At 54.6% G+C, this 23877-nt stretch carries 22 protein-coding genes and 1 other annotated feature; of the genes, 21 read left to right on the top strand and 1 reads right to left on the bottom strand.

Features of this window, described 5'->3' with window-relative positions:
- Window positions 1–10: 10 nt before the first annotated feature.
- The 9 genes from AAFJ72_RS07260 (at window position 11) to AAFJ72_RS07300 (ending at window position 8930) form a co-directional block, all read left to right on the top strand.
- Window positions 11–340, top strand: coding sequence for a PadR family transcriptional regulator (locus AAFJ72_RS07260; protein ID WP_122905889.1), 330 nt, complete (start codon window positions 11–13; stop codon window positions 338–340).
- A complete protein-coding gene (locus tag AAFJ72_RS07265; protein WP_122905890.1) occupies window positions 327–878 on the top strand; it encodes an HAAS signaling domain-containing protein in 552 nt (183 codons plus the stop codon). Before AAFJ72_RS07260 ends, AAFJ72_RS07265 begins: the two co-directional genes overlap by 14 nt.
- A 1-nt stretch (window position 879) precedes the next feature.
- A complete protein-coding gene (locus AAFJ72_RS07270; RefSeq protein ID WP_432776601.1) occupies window positions 880–1728 on the top strand; it encodes a DUF4097 family beta strand repeat-containing protein in 849 nt (282 codons plus the stop codon).
- A 140-nt stretch (window positions 1729–1868) separates the two neighbouring features.
- Window positions 1869–2906, top strand: coding sequence for a uroporphyrinogen decarboxylase (hemE, locus tag AAFJ72_RS07275; RefSeq protein WP_122905892.1), 1038 nt, complete (start codon window positions 1869–1871; stop codon window positions 2904–2906).
- A 16-nt stretch (window positions 2907–2922) separates the two neighbouring features.
- Window positions 2923–3855, top strand: coding sequence for a ferrochelatase (gene hemH / locus AAFJ72_RS07280; protein WP_432776602.1), 933 nt, complete (start codon window positions 2923–2925; stop codon window positions 3853–3855).
- 12 nt (window positions 3856–3867) lie between these two features.
- Entirely contained in the window at window positions 3868–5277 is a 1410-nt protein-coding gene (gene hemY, locus AAFJ72_RS07285; RefSeq protein WP_432776603.1) for a protoporphyrinogen oxidase, read from the top strand.
- 173 nt (window positions 5278–5450) lie between these two features.
- Window positions 5451–6935 (top strand): LysM peptidoglycan-binding domain-containing protein, encoded by a 1485-nt coding sequence (locus AAFJ72_RS07290; protein ID WP_432776604.1) that lies wholly within the window; start codon window positions 5451–5453, stop codon window positions 6933–6935.
- Between the two features lie 14 nt (window positions 6936–6949).
- Window positions 6950–7948 carry a phosphotransferase gene (locus tag AAFJ72_RS07295; protein ID WP_122905896.1) on the top strand — a complete coding sequence of 333 codons (999 nt, stop codon included), beginning with the start codon at window positions 6950–6952 and terminating at the stop codon, window positions 7946–7948.
- Window positions 7935–8930 (top strand): hypothetical protein, encoded by a 996-nt coding sequence (locus AAFJ72_RS07300; RefSeq protein ID WP_432776605.1) that lies wholly within the window; start codon window positions 7935–7937, stop codon window positions 8928–8930. The genes AAFJ72_RS07295 and AAFJ72_RS07300 overlap by 14 nt, the downstream gene beginning before the upstream one ends.
- 39 nt (window positions 8931–8969) lie before the next feature.
- Here the strand turns inward: AAFJ72_RS07300 and AAFJ72_RS07305 are convergent, their stop codons facing one another.
- Window positions 8970–9155 carry a hypothetical protein gene (locus AAFJ72_RS07305; protein WP_122905898.1) on the bottom strand — a complete coding sequence of 62 codons (186 nt, stop codon included), beginning with the start codon at window positions 9153–9155 and terminating at the stop codon, window positions 8970–8972.
- Between the two features lie 171 nt (window positions 9156–9326).
- Here AAFJ72_RS07305 and AAFJ72_RS07310 point away from each other — a divergent pair, with 171 nt between their 5' ends.
- The 12 genes from AAFJ72_RS07310 (at window position 9327) to AAFJ72_RS07365 (ending at window position 23872) form a co-directional block, all read left to right on the top strand.
- Window positions 9327–10904: a PP2C family protein-serine/threonine phosphatase gene (locus tag AAFJ72_RS07310; RefSeq protein ID WP_432776606.1), complete on the top strand. Its 1578-nt coding sequence runs from the start codon at window positions 9327–9329 to the stop codon at window positions 10902–10904.
- A 99-nt stretch (window positions 10905–11003) separates the two neighbouring features.
- Window positions 11004–12158: an ATP-binding protein gene (locus AAFJ72_RS07315; RefSeq protein WP_432776607.1), complete on the top strand. Its 1155-nt coding sequence runs from the start codon at window positions 11004–11006 to the stop codon at window positions 12156–12158.
- Window positions 12159–12267: 109 nt separating this feature from the next.
- Window positions 12268–12618 (top strand): STAS domain-containing protein, encoded by a 351-nt coding sequence (locus tag AAFJ72_RS07320; protein WP_432776608.1) that lies wholly within the window; start codon window positions 12268–12270, stop codon window positions 12616–12618.
- Window positions 12619–12650: 32 nt separating this feature from the next.
- Window positions 12651–12890, top strand: a binding site (T-box leader).
- Window positions 12891–12931: 41 nt separating this feature from the next.
- Window positions 12932–15604, top strand: a complete 2673-nt coding sequence (locus tag AAFJ72_RS07325) for a valine--tRNA ligase (RefSeq protein WP_432776609.1) — start codon at window positions 12932–12934, stop codon at window positions 15602–15604.
- Window positions 15605–15647: 43 nt separating this feature from the next.
- Window positions 15648–17021, top strand: coding sequence for a bifunctional folylpolyglutamate synthase/dihydrofolate synthase (locus AAFJ72_RS07330; RefSeq protein ID WP_432776610.1), 1374 nt, complete (start codon window positions 15648–15650; stop codon window positions 17019–17021).
- 1 nt (window position 17022) lies between these two features.
- A complete protein-coding gene (gene murC, locus AAFJ72_RS07335; RefSeq protein ID WP_432776611.1) occupies window positions 17023–18405 on the top strand; it encodes a UDP-N-acetylmuramate--L-alanine ligase in 1383 nt (460 codons plus the stop codon).
- Window positions 18406–18553: 148 nt separating this feature from the next.
- Entirely contained in the window at window positions 18554–19546 is a 993-nt protein-coding gene (locus tag AAFJ72_RS07340; RefSeq protein WP_432776612.1) for a ketoacyl-ACP synthase III, read from the top strand.
- Between the two features lie 125 nt (window positions 19547–19671).
- Window positions 19672–20970 (top strand): hypothetical protein, encoded by a 1299-nt coding sequence (locus AAFJ72_RS07345; protein ID WP_432776613.1) that lies wholly within the window; start codon window positions 19672–19674, stop codon window positions 20968–20970.
- Between the two features lie 173 nt (window positions 20971–21143).
- Window positions 21144–21383 (top strand): DUF4321 domain-containing protein, encoded by a 240-nt coding sequence (locus AAFJ72_RS07350; protein WP_122905906.1) that lies wholly within the window; start codon window positions 21144–21146, stop codon window positions 21381–21383.
- 8 nt (window positions 21384–21391) lie between these two features.
- Window positions 21392–21982, top strand: coding sequence for a Maf family protein (locus AAFJ72_RS07355; protein ID WP_432776614.1), 591 nt, complete (start codon window positions 21392–21394; stop codon window positions 21980–21982).
- Between the two features lie 100 nt (window positions 21983–22082).
- On the top strand, window positions 22083–22781 hold the full coding sequence (gene radC / locus AAFJ72_RS07360) for a RadC family protein (RefSeq protein WP_122905908.1): 699 nt from the start codon (window positions 22083–22085) through the stop codon (window positions 22779–22781).
- 47 nt (window positions 22782–22828) lie between these two features.
- A complete protein-coding gene (locus AAFJ72_RS07365) occupies window positions 22829–23872 on the top strand; it encodes a rod shape-determining protein (RefSeq protein WP_122905909.1) in 1044 nt (347 codons plus the stop codon).
- Window positions 23873–23877: the final 5 nt, after the last annotated feature.

Here is a 23877-nt window from a genome sequence, read left to right on the forward strand (position 1 = left end):
GTGATGTACATTGAACGTACAGTTTAAAAAAGGTGTCCTGGAGCTGTGTGTTCTCGTTTTGACAGCAAAGCGGGACAGATACGGATACGAACTGGTCGCAAGCATCTCGGAGCGGTTTCATATCGCCGAAGGAACGGTATACCCTTTGCTGCGGCGCTTGACCCAGGAAGGCTTTTTCATAACCTATTTGGCAGAGTCGCAAGAGGGGCCGCCGCGAAAATATTATCACCTGACGGAGCGAGGGAGACAGTACATGAACGATCTCGTGCTGGAATGGCGAATATTCAATAGCGGCGTCAACGAAATGATCGAGGAGGGACTGGGCTATGACAAGGCGTGAGTTTATGGACGAGCTGGGCGCATTGCTTGGCGAATTGCCGGACAAGGAGCGTCTGGACATTCTCGCTGATTATACGGAGCATTTTTTGATCGGGATCAAGCAGGGAAAAAGCGAACACGAAATTGCCGAAAGCCTGGGCAGTCCAAAAGCAGTAGCGAGAGAACTGCTTGCGGGCTACCGGATCGATCAGGCGCAGTCGAATGCGTCCGTTGGCAACATGTCCAGGGCGATCATTGCCACAATCAGTTTGGGCTTTTTTAATCTCGTGTTTGTGCTGGGGCCGTTTTTCGGACTGATTGGCGTGCTGGTCGCCTGTTACGCCGTTTCCTTGTCGCTTTTGGTGGCACCGCTCGGCATTTTGATGGAATACGGAGTTCCCGCGCCGTCGCCGGAACGGCTGTTGCTTTTGTTCGGAAGTCTGGTTTCCATCGGACTGGGGGGAATGTTGGCGGTAGGCTTGCTGCGGTTGACCAAATGGCTGTACCGTCTGTTCCTGAAGTATCTGCAGTTTAACGTGCAGATGATTAGGGGGAAATAAGATGAAGAATTGGGGAAGAAAACTGTTCGGACTAAGCTTGCTGTTGTTTGTCGTGGGCGTGTGCGGACTCATCTGGCTGTTTGCGAGACAGGAGCACTTCGTGTTTTCCTTAAAAAAATTAGAGGATGTGCGCGTCATCGAGCAGCCGTTCAAGGCGGTCTCCATAGAGACGGAAACAGCGGATCTCGTCATTACGCCGACGAAAACGGCACAAGCGACTGTGCGCCTGACAGGGGAAATCTCGGAGCAACACAAGGAACGGCTGCAATTGACGAGCGAAGTCACAGAAGACGGAACCTTGCGCGTCCAGTTGCAGGAAAAGCTGTTCGTCAGTCTGTTTTACCCAGGCAGCGAGGATTTGAGACTGGAAATCATGCTGCCGGAAAAAGAGTACGAGAGCATTCGGCTGGAAACGGCTACGGGAGACATCAAAAGCGGAGTGCTCACGGCGAAAACGGGGAAAGTATCGTCCGGCGCAGGTGATGTCGATTTGACCGGGTATGCGGGAGAGCGCCTGGACGTGCGGACGGATACGGGCGATCTGAAGCTGGCTGGAATTCGCGCCACCTTGAACGTCTACAGCTCTACAGGTGAAATCGACAAACTCGTCTTGCCTGAGTTGACGCAAGATGTAACCGTGCGCACGGATACGGGTGATGTGCGGATTGAGGTGGAAAAGCTGCCGGAAGCAGCGCAGTTGGAGCTGGCATCCGACGTGGGAGACATCGAGGTCCAGTGGGCCAACCTCTCCTTTGCCAAAAGAGAAGAGCAAAACATCAAGGCATCTGTCGGGACAGGCGGTCCAAAACTGGCTGTGAAAAGTTCTACCGGAGATATTCGCATTCAATAGTAAAAGTCTGGAAACAATAATGGATAGGATTGGAAGAGGCGCGAAACGAAAAGATTTTGACACAAAAGAGTCATTACTTGTCGAATACCCAATGGTATCATATTGATGGGATAGATTATTGTGCAAAGAGAGGTTTATTCATGACTTCCAAACCATTTAACGATACGTTTTTGAAAGCATGTCGCGGGGAGGCGACAGAGCGTGTCCCTGTCTGGTACATGCGCCAGGCGGGACGCTATCAGCCCGAATACCGCGCCATCCGCGCGAAGTATAGCTTTTTTGAAATGAACTACATACCGGAAGTATGTGCGGAAGTGACGCGTTTGCCTGTCGAACAGTTGGGCGTGGATGCTGCCATTTTGTTTGCCGACATCATGACGCCGTTAAAGCCGATTGGGGTCGATGTGAACATCGAGTCGGGAGTTGGGCCTGTGATCGGCAATCCGATTACCTCGCTCGCGGATGTAGAGCGCCTGCAAGACCTGGAGCCGGAAACGCACGTGCCGTATATTATGGAATCGATCAAGCTGTTGCGCGAGCAGCTGTCCGTCCCGCTGATCGGCTTTGCGGGAGCGCCATTCACGCTCGCCAGCTACATGATTGAGGGCGGTCCTTCCAAGCATTACCACAAGACAAAGGCGTTCATGTACACCGAACCGGCTGCCTGGCAGGCATTGATGGACAAGCTCGGCGACATGACCATCACCTACCTGAAGGCACAGATCAAGGCCGGGGCGCAAGCGGTTCAGGTGTTTGACTCCTGGGTAGGCGCGTTGAATGACGAAGATTACCGCGAGTACATTACGCCTGTGATGACGCGAATTTTCCAGGCGCTGAAAGAAACCGGAGTACCGACGATCTATTTCGGGATCGGGGCGGGTCATCTTCTGCTGGATTGGAACCGCTTGCCTGTCGATGTTGTCGGTCTGGACTGGCGCACTTCGATTACAACCGCACGAAACATGGGCGTTACCAAAACGCTTCAGGGCAATCTCGACCCGACACTGCTGCTCGCTCCGTGGGAGAAGCTCGAAGCCAAAGCAAAAGAAATTCTCGACGAAGGAACAAAGCAGCCGGGATTCATTTTCAATCTGGGGCACGGTGTTTTCCCTGACGCCAAAGTAGAAACGCTGCAAAAATTGACCGCGTTCATCCATAGCTACAAAAGGGACGTGTGACCAGGAGGGGTATGAGATGGCAAAGCCAAAAACAGGGCTTTTGTTGATGGCGTATGGAACGCCGCGCAGCCCGGAAGAGATTGAGCCGTACTACACGCACATTCGGCGCGGCCGCAAGCCGCCGCAGGAACTGCTGGACGATCTGAGGGCGCGTTATGAGGCAGTCGACGGCCTGAATCGGTTTGCCGACATCACAGACGAGCAGGTGCGCGCGCTGGAGCGGGAGATGAATGAGCGCTATCCGGACCGGGAGTTTGTCGGCTATCTGGGGCTCAAGCACATCGCGCCGTTCGTGGAGGACGCCGTTGAACAAATGAAGCGCGACGGGATTACCGAGGCGATCAGCCTGGTGCTCGCTCCGCATTACTCCAGCTACAGCGTCAAGGAATACAACGGCAGAGCTTGTGAGCATTCCGCAGCAATCGGCGGTCCGAAAATCACCTGTATCGACAGTTGGTACAAGGAGCCGGGCTTCATTGCGTACTGGGCAAAAGCGATTGAGGACACGTTTGCTGCGATGCCAGCCGAAGAACGCGAACAAGCCGTGGTCATTTTCTCCGCGCACAGCCTGCCGGAAAAAATTCTGAAATCCGGGGACCCGTATCCGCAGCAACTGGAGGAGACCGCCAGACTGATCGCCGAGCAGGCAGGGATTGAACGGTACGCAATCGGCTGGCAGAGCGCCGGGAATACACCGGAGCCGTGGCTTGGCCCGGACGTCCAGGATTTGACGAGAGAGCTGTATTCGACGCACGGCTACCGCTCCTTTGTCTATTGTCCGATCGGATTTGTCGCGGAGCATCTGGAAGTTTTGTACGATAACGATATGGAATGCAAGGCAGTCACGGAAGAGCTGGGTGTACATTACCATCGTCCTCCGATGCCGAACGCCAGACCTGCGTTTATCTCCTGTCTGGCTGATGCCATCGAGAAAAAGCTGGCGAACTAGGAGATGGATCACATGAGTGAGAAATCATGTCATGTCACGATTGTTGGCGGCGGCATCACCGGATTGACCGCTGCTTTTTACTTGCAAAAAGAGATCGAAACCAAGCGGCTGCCGATCCGCTTTCAGCTGATCGAGGAACAAGACCGTCTTGGCGGCAAAATCAAGACATGGCGGCACGAAGGCTTCGTCATCGAGCTGGGGCCGGATTCCTTTTTGGAGCGGAAAACAAGTGCAGGCGAGCTGGCGGCAGACCTGGGGCTTGCCGATGAGCTGGTTCGCAACAGTACCGGACAGGCGTACATTTGGCACAAGGATCGGCTGATGGCGATTCCGGAAGGGGCCGTGATGGGCGTGCCGACCCGGCTGATGCCTTTTGTCACGACAGACCTGATCTCCTGGCCGGGCAAAATTCGCGCAGCACTCGACCTGATCCTGCCCGCTTCCAAAGGGAACGAAGACATTTCCGTAGGAGAGTTTTTCCGGCGCAGGCTTGGTGATGAGGTCATTGACAACCTGATTCAGCCGCTTTTGTCCGGCGTCTACTCCGGCGATCTCGACAACCTCAGCCTGCTCGCGAGCTTCCCGCAGTTTGCGCAAATGGAAAAACAGCACCGCAGCCTGATTTTGGCGATGAAGCATTCCCGTCCGCAGGCGAAGACGCAGGGCAAACCAAAAGGCATTTTCCTGACGCTCGCAAACGGCTTGCAATCGCTTGTGGAAGGCATCGAAAAAAGCTTGCCCAGTGAAGTGTTGCAAAAAAACAGCGGGGTAGCCAAGCTGGAAAAGCAGGCGAACGGCAAGTACACCCTTGTTTTGAAAAACGGCCAGGTGATCGAAACGGACGCTGTCTTGTTCACGGTGCCGCACGCCGTGACGGAGCCTTTGCTCAGACCGTATGCCAGTGTGCCCGCTCTGCCTGCTGCCAAGCCGCACATGGTGGCGACGATTGCGATGGCATTTCCCGAGAGCGGCATTGAGCTGGGGATGGAAGGGACAGGCTTCATCGTGCCGCGAAACTCGGGTGCGACGATCACGGCCTGTACGTGGGCGCATCGCAAATGGCCGCACATGGCCCCGAAAAACAAGGCGCTTTTGCGCAGCTTTGTCGGAAGAGCGACAGAACAATCGTTCATGCAGATGACGGATGAAGAGATTTTGGAGGTCGTGTTGCGCGATCTGCGCAAAATCATGACGATTCGCCAGCCGCCTGAGTTTTACAGTGTAACGCGCCTGCAAAATGCGATTCCGTACGTAGTCGGCCATCAGGCGTGGGTAAAAGACGTAAGGCAGAAGCTGCAAACGAACCTGCCGGGTATATTGGTGGCAGGCGCCTCCTATGACGGAGTGGGCGTGCCTGATTGTATTGCGCAAGGAAAAAAAGCGGTTTCGGAATTGATTGCATCTGTGCAACCGGGGAGATAACCCCGGTTTTTCCTTTTTTCGGTGCTAAACGGCTCGTCCTGTCCATATAGTATAGGGAAATGTCCTGCACTTGGTCGATTACAGGCTGCCTGCATCTGTATCGGCCTTGGCGCAACAAGGCATCGACCAAAATAAGCTTGGCGAAGCCAGGTTTCGAAAAAGGAGGAGCACGAATGGCGTTACAGGATGGGCTGCTTTCGTTTGCCATCAAGGAGACCATTTTCCTCTCATCCGATAGAGCCGGGATCGGCGAGTTGCAAGAGCTGGAATTGGTACCCGATGTAGAGGTTCTGGAAAACGACTCCTACGTCTCCATCACCGGATGCCTGCAGTTGGTAGGAAAATACGAGCCGATCAGAGAGGCCGCAGAAGCGAACAGCGGCGGGACGGAAACTCTGGTTGAGGCAGTCACTTTTCCGCCATTTCGCAAGGAAGTGTCGGGGGAGGGACAATATGGCTGGGAGGAACAGATCAGCCATCGCATACCGTTGAATATTACCATTCCGTTGGATCGAATCGCGGAAATCGGCGACATTTATGCGATCGTGGACAGTTTTGACTACAAGCTGGAATCGCCGCATCAAATGCTGATTGACGCCGACCTGAAAATCATGGGGATCCGTCTTGGCGAAAATCAGGTTGACGAAAATCAGGCGCAGCCGACTGCCGCCGACAAGGAGCCTGTGGAGGTAGCACAGACATGGGAGTACGCCCACGTGGCGGACGAGACGCCGCAAGCACACGTTGTACCTTCTTCCCTTGAAGAGATTGAGGAAAAGCTGAGCGCTCTGGAAGCGGAGCTGGATCGGCAAGCCTTGCCGGCGTCGTACGACTCGGCTGAGTCGCCCTCCGTGTTTGACACTCCTGCGATTGCCTACAACCAGCAAGAAGAGTACCAGCAGCAGTACGGCGAAGTGCAGGAGCAGTACAGCGAAGTGCAAGAGGTGGCCGGAAACGAAGCGCTGGAAGCTTGGAGAGCTGATCCTGCCTCCTACGGAACAGAGCGGCAGTCAGAGGCGCAGTATGATTCCCCGGCGTACGACGTGCCTGCCATACGCGATGTGCAGACACCGGAGCCTGTCAGGGGGCAGTCTGAAAAAGAGGAGCCAATTCTGGTCGTTCACGAGGGGGATCATCAGGAGCATGTAGATTACGCACGGGACGACGCAGAAGCAGCAGAGTCCGCACACGCAGCAGAGCATGTGCGGGAAGTGCATGCGGACGCCGAGGAGGAAGTGGCAGAGCCGGTTGTCGCGCAGCCGGAAGTGGTGGAAGAAACAGAGCTCAAGGTAGCGATCTCCGGCAAGGCATCTCGGGAAGAGTCCAACAACGTCAATCTCACGTCGATTTTCTCGCAGGCGTCTCGCGCCAGACAGGAGGCGCAGGAGATGGAGGCGGAATCCTCATCCAGTTCGTCCCGGCAAAGTGCAGCAGTCAGCACCAATTCGGCGACGATGGAAGCGATGCAAAATCTCACTTCTTTTGTACGGCGCAAGGAAGAGACGACCAGTCAGCTCAAGCTGTGCATCATCCAGCGCGACGAGACGCTGGAACAAATTTCCCAGAGATACCAGCTGCCCGTTTCCCGAATCGTGGAAGTGAACAGGCTGACTTCCGAGCATGTTGTCGCGGGACAAATTTTGTACATCCCACAATAAAGGAGTGGGGGACCGTGGATAAGATTGATCTCTCCGAAGTGTGCCAGCATTATCGAGCGCGCGTGATCCGCATCACGCCGCTCGATGACTGCTATTTACTGGAGACGAACCGGGGCCCCAAGGAACTCCACGTCTGGCCGCGTGTGGATGTGATGCGCTGGTCGTTTGCCTGGCGCGAGCGATTGGCGCGTCAGGGGTTTCGCGCAGTGGAACGATTTATACGGACGCGAGACACCAAGCCGTTTCTGGTTGTGGGCAAGCGCGGTGTAACGATGACCGATCACGTCAGGCACATCGAAGCCTGTGAGCCTCGCGCCGAACTTGCCCGAAGCTGCGGCAGAGTCATCGGGATGATGCATCTGTCCCAGCAGGAAAGTCCGCTTCTTTCCGGCGCAGATTACTTGAAGCAGGAGCAGATCAGCGCCGATGCCAAATGGACGCGGGCCAAGGCTTTCGCAGAAGCGTTCCGCAGCAAGTACGGACGCGAATCGGGTGAAAAAAGGTGGGTAGCCGAGCTGATGCAGCCGATGCTGCAGCGGATGGAGCGCTCCTTGGCCATGCTGTCGCATGAGAGTGTAACGCCGGATGCAGTCAGTGTGTCGCACCGGGATTTGCAACGGGACAATTGGGGCATGGTGCAGGGCGAGCTTTACTTGCGAGGCTTTTTCCGACCGGCCTTGTCCGTGCAGCAGCGGGATGTGGCGGGCTTTTTGCGGGAGCATTACTTGACGCACAAAGACCTCGCCCAGATTGACGCCTTTTTGGACGGATATGAAGAGATCAAGCCGCTCCATTACGGTGATTATACCTTGCTGCTCGCCTTCATGGCTCGTCCCCGCGAGGTGTACAAAAGCATCGAAGCCTATACGAAGCGGGTTGCCGGCAAGGAAGAGCCTTCTGTCAAAGCGATTGAGCAGGCGCTGCGCATCCAGCAGTCCGTAGACGAGCTCTTGCAACACATCGCCTACCGGGCAGAGCAATCGAGGAGGGAGGGAGTACATGAGCCGCTATGACGACATCTACCCGCTGTTTCATGAGTACGACATGTACGCGCAAAGCATCGAGATTTTGAAAGAGCCGAATGTGTACAAGGCGGCCACTCCCTATGGCTCCTACGTCTGCAAGCGGTGCCAGATGCCTGCCAAGCGGCTGATTTTCGTAAGCGACATGCTGCGCCAGTTGCAGCAGCGAGGCTGGGACGGGGCGGTACCGTTCACCTACACAAAATTCGACGATCCGTTTGTGGTGCGCGGAGACTCCCTGTACTATGTGACACCCTGGCAGCCTGGGAACGAGGAGTGGACAGAGCAGCCGTTGGCCTGGGCTACCCCGGCGATCGAGCGGCTCGCGGAGCTTCACCACCTCACGCAAAATTACCGCTATGACGACCCGCGACAAGTGGAGCCACTGATTGATTCGCTGCTGAATCGCTGGCAGTATTGGCAAAACCAGATGGAAAAAGCGGCAGAGGTAGTGGGAGGGCGGAAGTACCAGTCCCCGTTTGACCTGGTGTTTTTGGCCAACAAAGAGTTTATTGCGGAAATGAGCCAGACGGCGACCGAACTGTTGACGGACTGGAAGGAGCGGCACGAGACGCATGCGCATTTTCGCTTGTCGCTCATTCACGGCTATCCGCACCCGGCCCATATCGTGCCGGATCGCTTTGGCAGAGGCAAGCTGCTCAATTTTGACCGGGCCAGCTTCGATACGCCTGTGCGCGATCTCACGTTGTTTTATCGGACGTATTTTCAACTGGCGGGAGATGAAGCAGGTGCCTCCCAACTTTACCATCGCTATGCAGCCATCTTCCCGTTGCGGCCGGAAGAAATCGAGCTGTTGGCGTCGTTTCTCTCGTATCCGGAACGAATCATGAGAGACATCGACATCTATTACCACAACCGCCGGGATTGGAGCGAACTGTACGCGGTAAAGCGCCTGGAAAAAGATATGGATCGTCTGATGCGGCTGCATCGCTGGGTCCAGCAAGCCTTTTAACGAGCAACGTCTCACGAGGTGGGGCGTTGCTTTTCGCAGTTACAGCCACTCCAGGACGATGGCGACGTACAGCACGGCGAGCAGACCGAGCAAAATCACGTCGAACGAGGTGGGAAGCAGGACGGTGCGAATGAACTGAAAAATCATCAAGGGAATCAGCATCTGTTTGCACCCGAACTTGATGCGCAGGTAGGTAGGATTGTATTTCCAGCGAAAATTCATCATCGTTATCACCTCATTTCAGCATATGCGAGGCCTCTTGGGACAGTGCCTATATTTCCCGCGGGCACATGTTGGTTTTCGCGGGCGGCGGACTTGCGGCCACAGGTTTGAGTATGGGAGGAAAAGGGAACGTATAGGGCAGGAAGACCAGGACGAATTTGCAAAGGTGAACAGATGATCTGGAAAATAGCGCTCTACTTGTCAGGAATAGGTGCAGGCGTGTACGTGATTCTCTTTTCCTGCGACTTGCTTCGGCAGAGGATGACGAGACGGCATGCAGGGTTGGTGCAGGTCATTCTTCTGGTCATAGCCGCTTTCTTGCTTGCGCTGCCCGAGATGCCGTTTTATGCTAGAGTAGGATTGGTAATTACCATTTCTTGCATAAGTATTCGGGCATACATGAATAATCAGAACAATGACGATTGGATGACGGAGACGCTGTCGGCGGTGAGTACGCCCGAATCCAGGCCGATCCAGCAGCTTGCCCATACGGAATGGATGAATCATCAACTGTCGCGTGTCGGAGAGTTGAAGCATAGCTACGAGGGACTGTTGATTGCCAGCAACAAAATCTGCGTGAGCAACGTCCATTATGATAACATCCATCAACTGACCAGCGAGCTTGTTGATGTCTCGTTTGGCAAAATCCATTCGCTCGTCTATCTGGGCATCAGTTGGGAATCCGAGCAGGGGGATGTCTATTTTCAAGCCGAGCGAGGCAAAAGAGACGAGCAAGGCGCGGTGCCGTTTTTCGAGGAGCGCATCGTCGTCTTGGAGCAATGGGACACGGCCAAAACGCCGCGCTACGTCCGGCTGGTGGCGCAAACTGCCGTCGAGCAGAGCGATAGAGAGATAGCAGAGTTGGAGCAATCTTTTTTTCAGCTTTTGCTGGTGAATGCGAGAGGACTGATTTTGCGGTGTTTTTATGAGCATCAGTCGACAGAGCTGAAGGAGCTTGAACTGGAGATGGGCCTGGCCCGAAGAATTCAGTCCATGCTGATTCCAAAAGAGGAATGGCAGATGAACGGTCTGCGCGCCAGGACGGTCTACGTGCCCGTCACGTACGTCGGGGGAGACTACATTGATTTCGTGCGGATCAATGAGCGCTATACCTGCTTTGTCGTGGCGGACGTATCGGGACACGGTTTGCCGGCGAGCATTTGGGCGTCGGTGATTCGAATTGCGGTTCGCGCCATTTTGCAGACGAGCTGGTCCCCGGATGAATTTTTACAGCGGCTAAACCAGCTCCTGTATGCCGATTTGGTGAAAACGCGCTCGTATATTACGATGCTGGTCGCCGTCCATGACGCAGCGCGCCACCGACTGCTGATTGCCAGAGCGGGCCACCCGCAACCCATCTATTTGTCCAGCACGCAAAAAAGCATCCTTCGCTGCAGGAACGGAGTAGGGCTTGGGCTTTTGCCTGACAGCACCTATGAGCTGGAGGAAGTCCCCTTGACAGAAGAAGGGATCTTGTTGCTATACACAGACGGATTGCTGGATACAGGAAGAAAAGACGGGCAGCGCAGCTCTCACCAACTGCTTGAAGCTCTCGCCGCCCTGCTGGACGAGCCAGGCAAGGAAGAGATGATGGAGCGCGTCGAATCGTACCTGTGGGCAATGACGCGCCAAGGCCCGCAAACAGATGACATCTCCGTTTTGATTTTGCAGTTTCAAACCGGCTCTCATGCGGGACAACAAGGAAGTGAAACTCCTGCACGGACGGGAGTGCCCGAACTGAAGCGCCTGTGAATAGGAGGATGAACGGTGATTGTGTGTGAACAGTGTCCGGACAATCCCGATTGTTGCAACTGTCTTCTTGAGCTCCGTTCAGGAGGTTCTGCCCAAAAAGTGCTGCCGCCACGCAAGGTGAAGGTGACGGAGCTTGCGACAATGGAGACAAGTCAAGCGCAATTGGTAGCGGTTAGCCGGACAGCCATCGGCCTGTTAAGTTCGACCAGGCAGTTGCTTGGTCGTCTGGAGGTCGAACTCGCTTTCGATTTTCGCATTATCGGCAGCGGGCTGCAAGGAATCAACGGTGTTCCTTACTATGTTGTTGACATCGAAAAAGTTTTGCGCAAGGAAGAAGTATTGGAACGGCTGCTTCTGGAAGAATTTCATACGTGGCATATGAGTAGCGAGCTGGACCCTACTGACGTATTGCATAATTGGAAGGATCGGGATGACGAGCGGGGACGTCTCATCAAGCAGGAGCTGCAAAAGCTGTCTATCCTGCGTCAAATCGAGACGATTTTCCTCTACCTGTTTGACGCCGGCCATTTGCGTCCGCTTGGCTCAAACCGGGCTGAGCCCGATGTCGAGAGAGAAATGCGTCGCCTGGTTGGCGAAGCGATCATCCATGGCAGCTCGCTGCGCGAGCAGATTGTCAGTCAGGACGGGAAAAAAGTGTTTGATATGTACGCGTCCATTTTGCCGGATCAGACCTGTGGGATCGCGCTGATTGACGTGACGGCTGTCATCGCGGAGGAACGCAAAAGAAAAAGGCGCGAATGGGAAAATTACCGGGATATTCTTGGCGTGGTCACGTCGGGCAAGCTGTTGCTTTTAAGTGACGAGGAACTGTTTTGTCTGTTGCGGGAAGGTCACAGGTCGCTTGCGATGGACATCCAGGCACCGGGAGACCTGGCGTTGCTCAGAAGGTCGTTCAAGAGCACACTGGAGCCGCTCGGATTTGCAGCCACCCGTCTTTTGCACTTTTTGGTAGCTGTCAACGAGGCGGCATCGAACACGCTCAAGCACGGCAGCGGGGGAACGATCATGCTGTATATTGTCCCCGATCAGCAGCTTTGCCGGGTGGTCATTCACGACCAGGGCCAGGGAATTTTGCTGGAGGACTTGCCGCGAGCGACACTGCAGCAAGGATTTTCGACGCAAAATTCGCTGGGAGCGGGCTTTCACGTCATGCTGCAATACTGTGATCGAATCTATTTGAGTAGCTCGGCGGCAGGAACGAAGCTGATCCTGGAATGTGCGCTGACAAGCTGACAAAACAATCAGAGAAAATTCCAAATGTTTGCAATCCGGATGAAACGGGTAACATGAGTGAGAAAGGACAAAATCAGCTACACCGATACCTTTTGAGAGGAGTTTGAGAATGGACTACCGAGCAACCGAGACGAACGGACAGGCTACGCTGTTTTTCGCCGGAGAGTTGGACATGGCGGTGGGAGAGCGAGTGGGTGAATTGCTCCAGCAATACGGGGGTCGCAATCATTCCGTTACCGTCGATTTTCAGGGAGTATCCTTTGTGGATTCTTCTGGTATTGGAAGTCTGTATTTTACTACGAAAGAATTGCTTGCTTCCGGAAAACAGGTCGAGATTGTCAATGTCCGCGAAGAAATTTTGGATATTTTAAGCGTGCTCGGTTTTACCAAGGCGCTGGGGATCACAGTAGGAAAAGTGGGCGAAACCGGGTTTGACGCGAAACAGCGTGATTGTATATAATAAGCAAAGCAACGATACCACAACTACATATCGGATCAACGATGATCGGGAAGAGTAGGTCAGGAGCCCTTTGCAGAGAGGAGAATCAGTTGGTGGAAGATTCTCTAAGGAGAGCAGGACTGAAGGTCGCCCGGGAGTTGTTTTTGGTGAACACGATGTGTCTAGCCAAAAGCGGTTCGCAGCCGTTATCTTGTTTGAGGGAACATACGCCGGACTTTTCCTGCCGTATGTTAACAAAGGTGGTACCGCGAAATAATCCTTTCGTCCTTTGGATGAAGGGTTTTTTTATTTTCCCAGAGGAGGAAGCATATCCATGTCAACTCAGCCAACAACCGACATCGACCAATTGCTGCCGAAGAACTACGATCCGAAGGCAGCCGAGAGCAAATGGTATCCGTACTGGATCGAAAAGCAGTTTTTCAAGGCGGAACGCGACCCGGCGAAGCGTCCGTTCACGATCGTCATCCCGCCTCCGAACGTGACAGGCAAGCTGCACCTCGGCCACGCGCTCGATACGACACTGCAGGACATCATCACCCGCGCAAAGCGGATGCAAGGCTACAGCACGCTGTTTTTGCCTGGGATGGACCACGCCGGGATCGCTACGCAAGCCCGCGTAGAAGCGACGCTGCGCGAAGAAGGCATCTCCCGTCATGACCTTGGCCGTGAGAAGTTCATCGAAAAAGTATGGGAATGGAAGCACATTTACGCTGCGCACATCCGCGAGCAGTGGGAAAAGCTCGGTCTTGCGCTGGACTACTCCCGCGAGCGTTTTACGATGGATGAGGGCTTGTCCAAAGCCGTGCGCGAAGTATTCGTCCGTCTGTACGAAAAAGGCTTGATTTACCGTGGCAATCGCATCATCAACTGGGACCCGGTTGCCCGTACTGCCCTGTCTGACATCGAAGTCATTTACAAGGAAGTAAAAGGTGCGCTGCACCATATGCGCTATCCGCTCGCTGACGGCACAGGCTACATCGAAGTGGCAACGACCCGCCCGGAAACGATGCTGGGCGATACCGCTGTCGCTGTCCATCCGGAAGACGAGCGCTACAAGCACCTGATCGGAAAAACCGTTATTTTGCCGATTGTCGGCCGTGAAATCCCGATTGTAGCCGATACGTACGTCGATCCGGAGTTTGGCTCCGGCGCGGTAAAAATCACGCCTGCACACGACCCGAACGACTTCGAGCTGGGTCTTCGTCACCAACTGCCGCAAATCGTCGTCATGGATGAAACGGGCACGATGAACGAGCAGGCAGGCATCTACAAAGGGCTAGACCGTTTTGCCTGCCGCAAGCAAATCATCAAAGACCTGACCGAACAAGGCGTCATGTTCAAGATCGAGGAGCACATCCACCAGGTAGGTCACAGCGAGCGCAGCGACGCCGTTGTCGAGCCGTATTTGTCCACCCAGTGGTTTGTGAAAATGCAGCCACTTGCTGACCTCGCACTGGCCAATGCTAACAGCGAAGAAAGCGTCAAATTCGTTCCGGAGCGTTTCAAAACCAACTACCTGCGCTGGATCGAAAACATCCGCGATTGGTGCATTTCCCGCCAGCTTTGGTGGGGCCATCGCATTCCTGCCTGGTACTGCCAGGAGTGCGGCGAGACTGTCGTATCGCGCGAAGATGTCACCGAATGTCCGAGCTGCCACAGCCACAAGCTGGAGCAGGACAGCGACGTGCTCGATACCTGGTTCTCCTCTGGTCTGTGGCCGTTCTCTACGCTCGGCTGGCCGGAAGAAACCGAGGACATGAAGTATTTCTATCCGACCAATGTACTTGTAACCGGATACGACATCATTTTCTTCTGGGTAGCGCGCATGATGTTCTCCGGTCTTGAGTTCACTGGAAAAAGCCCGTTTGAATCCGTGCTGATTCACGGTATTATCCGCGACTCCGAAGGCCGCAAAATGTCCAAGTCGCTCGGAAACGGCGTCGATCCGATGGAAGTGATCGAAAAATACGGTGCCGATGCCCTGCGTTTCACGCTGGCAACAGGCAACTCGCCGGGGAACGACCAACGTTTTTACTGGGAAAAGGTGGAGGCAAACCGCAACTTCGCCAACAAGATTTGGAACGCCTCCCGCTTTGCACTGATGAACCTGAGCGGATTTACGTACGACGACATTGATCTTAGCGGTGAGCTGTCGACGCCAGACAAGTGGATTCTCTCCCGTCTGCAAGCGACGATCGCAGACGTGACGCGCCTGACCGACGCCTTTGAGTTTGGCGAAGCGGGCCGCGTACTGTACAACTTCATCTGGGATGACCTGTGCGACTGGTACATCGAGATGGCGAAGCTGCCGCTCTACGGCAGTGACGAAGCAGCGAAAAAGACCACGCAATCCGTGCTCGTGACTGTACTCGACCAAACGCTCAAGTTGCTCCATCCGTTCATGCCGTTCATCACCGAGGAAATTTGGCAGGCGCTGCCGCACCAAGGCGAGAGCATTACGGTAGCCCCTTGGCCAACGGTGAACGAGCAATGGATTTTCACCGAGGCAGAGAGCGAGATGACCATGCTGATGGACATTATCCGCAGCGTGCGCAATATCCGCGCGGAAGTAAACGTGCCGATGTCCAAAAAAATCGAGCTGCTGATTAAGCCAAGCGATGCCACCTCAGCCGAGCGTCTGGCGCGCGGCGAAGAGTACATCGCCCGTTTCTGCAATCCGGAGAAGCTTGCGATCAGCATGGAACTGGCTACCCCGGAAAAAGCGATGTCTGCCGTGGTGACAGGAGCAGAGCTGTTCTTGCCGCTGGCTGGCCTGATCGACATCGAGCAAGAGCTGAAGCGACTGGAAAAAGAACTGGCTACTTTGCACAGCGAAGTGGAGCGGATCGAGAAAAAGCTGAACAACCCAGGCTTTATGGCCAAGGCACCGGAAAAAGTCGTGGAAGAAGAAAAAGCGAAAATGGCGGACTACATGGAAAAACGGGATAAGGTCATCGCTCGCCTGGCCGAACTGAAGGGTGAATGATCCGTCGTGCAAACGCATAATTTTGAGAATGGAGCATTTTGGTATGCATGCTGAAGGACAATTTGTTGAATACAAAGAAGCGCTCGACTGGCTGCATGGGCTGCTTCGCTTCGGTCAGCGGCCCGGGCTTGAGAGAATGCAATGGGTACTTGAGCAACTGGACCATCCGGAACGGAGAATCCCGTTCATCCATGTGGCAGGCACCAATGGAAAAGGGTCGACGTGCGCGTTCCTGACGCAAATGCTGATGGAGGCCGGTTACAGTGTCGGCACGTTCACCTCGCCTTATCTGGTTGATTTTCGCGAGCGCATTCGCTACAACGGGAGCATGATCGAGGAAGCCGATCTGCTCCAGCTGGTGAATGAAGTCAAGGTACTGATCGAGCGCTGCGAGCGCGAGACGGAATTTGGCTCTCCTACCGAGTTTGAAGTCGTTACACTGATCGCGATTCTCTATTTTTCGAGCGTGAAGAGACCGGCTGTCGTCGTCTGGGAGACAGGGCTGGGAGGGCGGCTGGACTCGACCAATGTCGTGCTGCCGCTCGTCTCCGTTATCACAAATGTCGGGATGGACCATACGCAGGTGTTGGGCAATACCCTGGAGGAGATTGCCCGCGAAAAAGCTGGCATCATCAAGCCGGGCGTACCTGTCGTGACGGGCGAGACCCGGCCGGAAATACTTGCGGTGCTCAAGGAGCGGGCTCTTCAGACGAAAAGCACCGTCTACAGCTTGCAGGAGCACTTCTTTGTCGAACAGGCAGAAGAAGAACTGGGACAGCAGTGGATTCGCTACAACAGTATCCATCGGCGCCATGAAGCTGCCTATCGCTTGACCATGAACGGCATTCATCAAGCGACAAATGCAGCGGTCGCGTTGATGACCATTGATGTCTTGCGCAACTATTTCTCTTTCTTGCTGGAGGAAGAAGAAATTTCCCGTGGTTTGCAACAAACACGCTGGCCTGGTCGTCTGGAAGTCGTATCGCCAAGACCGCTTGTGATCTTGGACGGGGCACACAACCAGGAGGGAATGGAAGCACTCGCCAATAGTCTTGAGCGGCTTTTGCCAAACGATGCAGGGCTGCACCTGCTGTTCTCCGGCTTGGCTGATAAGCCGCTTCCCGAGATGGCAAAGGCGCTTTCGCCCTTGAAGGCGAAAATCAAGTCACTGAACGTGACGGAATTTGACTTTCCGCGTGCAGCAGCGGCAAGCACGCTGCGCGATGCGTTTTTGCAAGGCGGATGGGCGGAGGAAAAGCTTGAAGCCGTCCCGGACTGGCGGGCGTTCCTCCTTTCCTGGATGCGGGAGAAGCAATCGGCGAAAGCGGATGACTGGTTGGTCGTCTGCGGTTCGCTCTACTTCATCGCCCAAGTACGCGCATTCTTTCCCACTACAGTAGAAGAGGCAGGTGAATAGGGTGGATCAGGCTAGGCACGTCCACTTTGTGGGCATCGGCGGATATGGCATGAGTGCCATTGCCCGCGTCTTGATCGACCTTGGATACAAGGTAACTGGCTCCGATGTCGCCATGAATGAATTGGCGAAGAAGCTGGAAGCGAGAGGGGCGGTCGTTCATATCGGCCATCATGCTGCCCACGTGGAGGGAGCAGACATCATTGTTTACTCGACCAGCATCCCCAAGGACAATCCGGAGGTAGTCGCAGCGGAAGCGAAGGGCATCCCGGTCATGCACCGCTCCCAAATGCTCGCCCGCATCTTGAATGAACGAACAGGTGTAGCCGTAGCGGGAGCGCACGGCAAGACGACCACGACCTCCATGATTTCCCATGTAATGGAAGAGTGCGGAGTTGACCCGACCTTCATCATCGGCGGAGAACTGATGAATGCGGGCACAAACGCCAAAGCGGGGACAAGTGATTTTGTCATTGCCGAAGCGGACGAGAGCGATGGTTCTTTTTTGGAATACAGACCGATGTACGAGATTGTTACCAGCATCGAGCCGGATCACCTGGAGCATTTCGATGGCGACTTCAACAATTTGAAGCAGGCGTACGTCAAGTTTTTGAGCCATCTGAAGCCGGGCGGCAAAGCGATCTTGTGCATCGATGATCCGCACGTTCGCGAAGTGATGCCGTCTGTCGCCGGCACGGTAGTCACCTATGCGATCAATCCGGATTTTGTGTCGCAGGCCGAGTTTCGCGCGGTGTCGATCGAGTGCGGAGATCGCCGTAGCACATGCCAGGTGTATCATCAGGAAAAGCTGCTCGGGACACTCTCGCTCACTGTGCCGGGCAAGCACAATATCGCGAACGCACTGGCAGCGATCATCGTCTGCCTGAACGCCGGGCTTTCGTTTGAACAGATTGCCAATGCCCTGACTTCGTTTCGGGGCGCAAAGCGCAGATTCCAGATCATCGGAGAGGTGCGCGACATTCTCGTGGTGGACGATTACGCACACCACCCGACAGAGATCATGGCGACGTTGAACGGAGCCAAGGCGTCCGGCCGACGGGTCATCGCCGTTTTCCAGCCGCAGCGCTACACGCGCACGTATTTCCTGATGGATGAGTTCAGCCGCGCTTTTTCCCAGGCCGATGAAGTCATCATTACGGATATTTACTCTCCGGCTGGCGAGGCGAAAATCGAAGGCGTAAGCTCCGAGGTGCTGGTCCAAAAAATCCGCACCAACAGCCACCCGCGTGCAAAGTACATTCCGACCAAGGAGCAAGTGCAGGAACAGTTGGTCAAGGAATTGAAAGCTGGCGACCTGGTGCTGACCATGGGCGCGGGAGACATCTGGAAGTCCGCTTACTGGCTGGCAGAAAATCTGGAAAAATAAAAGCAGCACGTATCGTTGCAAGCAAAGAAGACTTGGTTCTGAATCGGAGCCAAGTCTTTTTTTTGTGCGTCGAAACAGAAAAATTAGTACCAGGTATTAATATCTGATGTTATAATGAAGTCACAAACATGCAGAGGTGATAATTGTAATGATGAGCGCAAATGCTTTTCCATCCCGCATAACCGCGATAGGTACTTACGTGCCGAGCCGCGTGCTTCGCAATGCCGATCTGGAAAAGATGGTGGAGACCTCAGACGAATGGATTTTGCAGCGAACAGGTATTCACGAGCGGCGAATTGCTGCGGAGGATGAGTTTACAAGCGACTTGGCGATTGCCGCTGTGAAAAACATGGCCGACACTTATCAGAAAGAGCTGGCAGACGTCGATTTGATTCTTGTGGCGACGAGCACCCCGGATTTTGCTTTTCCCAGTGTGGCGAGCCAAATCCAGGCTCATTTTGGGATTTTACAGGCAGGGGCCATGGACCTTTCCGCCACTTGTGCCGGCTTTACCTACGCACTGCACACAGCGAATGCGATGATCGCCTCCGGGCTGCATCGCAAAGTGTTGGTGGTGGCCGCCGAAACCCTTTCCAAAGTGACCGACTACACCGACCGGACGACTTGCATCCTGTTCGGAGACGGAGCTGGCGCGGTACTGGTGGAAGCCGATCCGGGCGCGCCTTGTTTTCACTCCGCCTATTTGGGGTCGAAGGGGGACGGCGGCATTCATGTTTACCGCTCCGGGCTGTCGACGAGCATGAACGGCAGAGAGCTTGCGGGTAACGGCTGCATCGTCCAAAATGGCCGGGAAGTGTACAAGTGGGCGGTTACGACGGTGCCAAAAGGGATGCAGGAGGTCGCAAGCCGCGCGGGCATGACGCTTGAAGAAATCGACTGGTTCATCCCGCACAGCGCCAATTTGCGCATGATCGAATCGATTTGTGAGCGGAGCGGCTTTCCGATGGAAAAGACCTTGTACAGCCTGGCCTACTACGGCAATACATCGGCGGCTACCATCCCGCTTGCGCTCGGAATGGGCATTGAAGAAGGAAAGGTAAACGCGGGAGACAAGATTCTCATGTACGGCTTTGGCGGAGGACTCGTCCACGCCGGACTGCTTTTGACCTGGCAACCGTAAGCTTTTGCGAAAAAGTTTCCCCGACTTGCTGCTTTGCTAGACGATTTGCTAGATTTGTAGATCGCAGTCATAACCCGTCCCGGCCAGACGTAAGCTAGTACAAATAGCCTGCAAGCTGGGAGGGCATGAGCGTGAACGGAGAAAAGAAAAATCAGGTAACAGTCAGGATGAACGGCAGGTATTGGGACGAAAAGCGCGAGACAGTCAGGCAGGAGGCGAGGGCGAAACGTACCCCGAAAGACGACGCGCCACGGGTGCATGTTCAAGGGCCGTCGATTCCTTTTCACGGTGCACTTCCGCCGACGAAGGAAAATGAAGCCTGGGAACGGATGATGCAACTGAGAAGCGCCGCACGGACGGAGCCAAGCAGAGAGGCGGGACTTCTTCCGGGTGATGTGCCGGAAAACGAAGAGTCGATCCGGCAGGAGGATTTTTTAGGAGGCTACAGCACCCCCGCTAAAGGTTCAGCAAAGCACTTCCTCGCTTTCTGGCCGAAAACTCCCATCTGGCGCACAGCGCTGACGACAGGAGGGGCGGTAGCCATCGGGCTGTTGTTCGGCTTTTTGGTGCTGTCCGTATTCACGCAGAAAGAATTTTCGCAATCCTACGGATCCGTTTTGAGCGATACCGTGCAGACGCTGACGGCACAAGAGGCCAAAAACGGGCAGACAGGCGGGCAGGAAACGGTTGCTGGCAAAGGTACGTCCGCGACAGGAGCTGGCGCAGAGGCAGCAGCCGGAAACGCTTTTTCTGGCGAGCAGCATAATGTGTCCCTGCAAGTTCCGCAGATCAGCATGTTCGTCGCCCAGACAGGCGTGTTTCAGCCGGACGCTTCTCCGGAGTCGGCCGCGGAGCCGCTTGCAAAAGCCGGTATCCCGCACCTTTTTTACAAGGATGGCGGCAAGCAGTACATGTTCGCAGCCGCAGCTCCTACGAGAGACGCCGTATTGGGCTTTGCCGCCAGCCTGAAAAACAAGGGGATGGATGTGTACGTCAAGGAGTTTGCATTCCCGGCCTTCCAGGGAGCGGTTCCGGTGAGCAAACCAGCTGCCGCCACAGAGGGCCCGAACGTGCAGGAGTTTTTTGACAATGGCGTGAAGCTGGCTCGGGCGCTCTCTGCCCAATCCGGACTGATTATTACATCGGGACAGCTTTCGTCTTCTATGCAGGAGACGGCCGATTTGAAGGAATGGCATCGCCAATTGCTGGAGGAAAGCCGACTGATACAGGTGCAGGAAGCATGGAAGCCGCTGTTTGAAGGAATGGTCAACGGGATCAATCAGGCGATGGCAGCCCGCGATAAAATGGCGGAAGCGAGCGCGGGGAAAAAAGGGGACAGCGCCGAATCTTACGCGTGGCAAGTCCAGGCAGGCGTTCTTCGCTATTTGGAGAACTACGCAAGCTGGGTGCAGATGGCGCGCTGAAACGAATAAGCAGGCAATGAGAAGGCTTTGTGCAAGTTTTCTTGCAGGAGGGCCTTTTCTTTTTATACAGTAACTACCAAGAGTAATCAGGGATTGTTTCACCCCCTTCCATTTGCTAAACTTATGGTTGGCAAAAAGAGAATCCCTTCTTAAAAGGGAGTTGGGAACAAGTAATGGGGAAAGAAACGCTTACACTCGTGTTTCTATTGGTGAGTGGGCTTTTGTTCGGAAGCATCGTCGGGGAAATTCTCGGTCCCTGGGTGCCTTTTTTGACCAAGAGCAAAATCATTACATGGTCACCTGCGGCGGATTTAGAAATTTTGAAGTACGACCTTACCTTTCAGGTAAAACTAAATCTGGCCAGTATCGGGGGGCTTGCCCTCGCGTTTTGGATACATCGACGGATAAAGTAGGTTGAAAAATGACGACAGAAAAACATGACACGCTCATTCTCGCTTCCTCATCGCCTCGCCGGAGAGAACTGCTGCAGGCGCTGGGCATTCCGTTTACCGTCATGACCAGCGATGTGGACGAGATGACGGCTCCTGATTTATCTGCCAAGCAAGTGGTAGAGGAGCTGGCCTTGCGCAAGGCAAGGGCAGTGGCAGATCGGCTGACAGAAGGCATCGTACTCGGTTCCGATACGATTGTCGTGCTCGATGGACAAATATTGGGCAAGCCGATCGACGAAGCGGACGCGTTTCGCATGCTGTTCATGCTCCAGGGGCGAGAGCATACTGTATACAGCGGCGTGGCCCTGGTTGATGCAGCGACCGGGCGCTCAGAGGTGGCACACAGTCATACCGCTGTGAAAATTCGCCCATTGAGCGAAGCAGAAATCAAGTCTTACATTGCAACGAGAGAGCCGATGGACAAAGCGGGCTCTTATGCGATTCAAGGGATTGGAGCGACGATTGTGGAGGGGATCACCGGGGATTACTTTACGGTTGTCGGGCTTCCGCTGTGCTTGACCTCCAAGCTCCTTGCGCGCTTCGGGATGCCGATTTTGTAGGAAAAGCTGTGTTTGTGTGCTAGTGACAACGGCCAACCGCTTCATGACCTTCTTCATGTCAGCCGTTAACGATAACGAGATAGGTGGGAGGCGGCGAAAAATGGCAGTAAATACCTGTAACAAAACAGACGGCAAAAACGTCCCTTACTATGACCGTCCACGTGAACGACTGCTTCGCGAAGGAGCGGTCCATCTGTCTGATACAGAGCTTCTTGCCATTTTACTGAGGACAGGCAGTGAGCAGGAGTCAGTCTATCAGTTGGCTCAGCGCTTGTTAGCCAGATTTGGCGACCTGCGTGGCTTGGCCCAAGCCTCTCATGCTGAGCTGACGGAACTGAAAGGGATCGGCCCGGCAAAAGCAGTGGAACTGCACGCTGCCTTTGAACTCGGGCGCAGAATGGTTGGCATCCCGCGGAAAAAACGCGCTTCCATCCGACTGCCCCGCGATGTGGCTGACTTGATGGCCCCTGAGCTTGCTCATCTGACACAGGAGCATTTCGTCTGCCTCTTTCTGAATACCAAGAACCACGTGATTGGCAAGCAGACTATTTTTGTAGGCAGTCTGGACGCTTCCATCGTGCACCCTAGAGAAGTCTTTAAAGAAGCGATCCGTCGTAGCAGCGCATCGGTAATTTGCCTACATAACCATCCAAGTGGTGATCCGACACCTAGCAGGGAAGACATCGCGATCACGCATACGCTGCGTGAGGCGGGAGAACTGGTAGGGATTTCACTGTTGGATCATGTGATTATCGGGGATGGCAGGTACGTGAGCTTGAAAGAGCAAGGGTACTTGTAGGACGTAAAATCGCTTGTCATTTGTATATTATTGGAAGGAGTTTTTTTATGTTTGGTGGATTTACACGTGACCTGGGGATTGACCTCGGCACTGCCAATACACTTGTTTTTGTAAAAGGAAAAGGAATTGTCGTGCGCGAACCTTCTGTCGTAGCGATTCGTACCAACAACAATTCCATTGAAGCCGTGGGGAATGCGGCAAAAAGCATGATCGGCCGCACACCTGGCAACATCGTAGCCGTACGTCCGATGAAGGACGGGGTTATCGCGGATTTTGACACGACGGCAACCATGATGCGCTATTTCATCAATCAGGCCCAGAAAAACCAGGGGCTGTTCAGCCGTCGCCCAAACGTGATGGTTTGTGTGCCATCGGGAATTACTGCTGTAGAAAAGCGCGCCGTTGAAGACGCGACAAAGCAGGCTGGCGCACGCGAGGCTTACACGATTGAGGAGCCGTTTGCGGCAGCGATTGGAGCAGACTTGCCTGTGTGGGAGCCAACCGGAAGCATGGTGGTCGACATCGGCGGCGGTACGACAGAAGTGGCGATCATTTCCCTGGGCGGGATCGTTACCTCCCGTTCCATTCGTGTGGCCGGTGATGAGATGGATCAGGCGATTATCCAGTACATCAAGCGCCGCTACAATCTGATGATCGGGGAACGCACAGCGGAAACATTGAAACTGGAGATCGGTTCCGCCATCGCGCCAGACGAACCGGAAAACGTGGATATTCGCGGCCGCGACCTCGTGACTGGCCTGCCCAAGACACTCTCGGTCAGCAGCACGGAAATCGCAGAAGCCTTGGCTGAAACCGTTGCTGCGATCATTGAAGCTGTGAAAGTGACCTTGGAGAAGAGTCCGCCGGAGCTTGCGGCAGACATTATGGACCGCGGGATTGTACTGACTGGCGGGGGAGCGCTGCTGCGCAATCTCGACCGCCTGCTCAGCAAGGAAACAGGTATGCCCGTGCATGTTGCGGAAAATGCGCTGGATTGCGTAGCGATCGGGACAGGCCGCGCTTTGGAGAATATCCACCTGTTCAAATCGAAACAAGGCATCACCTCTTCCCGACAAAAACGGGGTAAATAAACGGA

The sequence above is a fragment of the Brevibacillus gelatini genome, assembly GCF_050920745.1.
GTDB classification, from domain to species: domain Bacteria; phylum Bacillota; class Bacilli; order Brevibacillales; family Brevibacillaceae; genus Brevibacillus; species Brevibacillus gelatini.